This is a genomic window from Mycobacterium sp. E796 (genome assembly GCF_001672815.1).
Lineage (GTDB): Bacteria > Actinomycetota > Actinomycetes > Mycobacteriales > Mycobacteriaceae > Mycobacterium.
On the sequence record NZ_LZKK01000230.1, the window covers coordinates 1 to 824 of the forward strand.

An 824-nucleotide genomic window follows, 5' to 3' on the forward strand; every position below is an offset into this window, starting at 1 on the left:
GCGCAGGCGTCGGCGATCATGGCCACCGTCTCGGCGGGGGAACTGACCGGGGTGCTGCCAAAACCGAAGTAGATCGGCGGCTTTCCCGCGGCGATCCACGATGCGACCTCATCGTCGGTCTCGGCGGCCAACTCCAGGGTCAACGAACCCACGAAGGGGCGCTTGCCATTCCACTCCGCGGCCAGGCCGGGGAACATCGCCTGGTCGTAGGCCTGGATTTCGAGCGTTCCGCCGTCGGCCATCCGCTGCCACGCGGGAACCGTCGTGGGCGGCAGACCCAGCTCGCGGCGCTGCGCGTCCTCGTCCGCCTTGGTGAAGCGGGAATACAGCCACCAGCCCGCCGACAGCGTGGTGCGGACGATCGGCGCCGGCGACGGCAGAAACGGAACGCCGATCTGACCGTTGACCCGCACCGGGAAATGATGCAGCCCCGCCACCGGAATGTCGTAGTATTCCGCGACATTCGCCACCACCCCGTGGTAGGTCTGGCCCGTCAGCAGCAGGTCCGCCCCGTCGGCCAGCGAGGTAAGCGTCCGGCTCATCTCCGCCCAGCCCTCGACGAAAAGCGACTTGAAGGTGCGCATGAAGTCGGCCGGGTTCTGGGGCTTGAAGGCGTTGTGGGTGAAGTCGGCGACCGCCACCACCTGCTCGCGCGTGTCCGGCCCGTAGGAGACGGCGGGCACCCCGGCCGACTCGACGAAGCCGATCAGGTTGGGCGGCACCGCAACCCGCACGTCGTGCCCCCGGCGCTGCAGCTCCCGGCCGATGGCGGCGCACGGCTCGATGTCGCCGCGAGTTCCGTAGCTCGCCAACGCAAACTTCAT

At 68.8% G+C, this 824-nt stretch carries 1 protein-coding gene; it reads right to left on the reverse strand.

Features of this window, described 5'->3' with window-relative positions; all coding sequences use genetic code 11:
* Window positions 1-824 (reverse strand): glycosyltransferase (locus A5706_RS16900; RefSeq protein WP_197517864.1); only part of this gene is annotated, 824 nt, incomplete at its 3' end.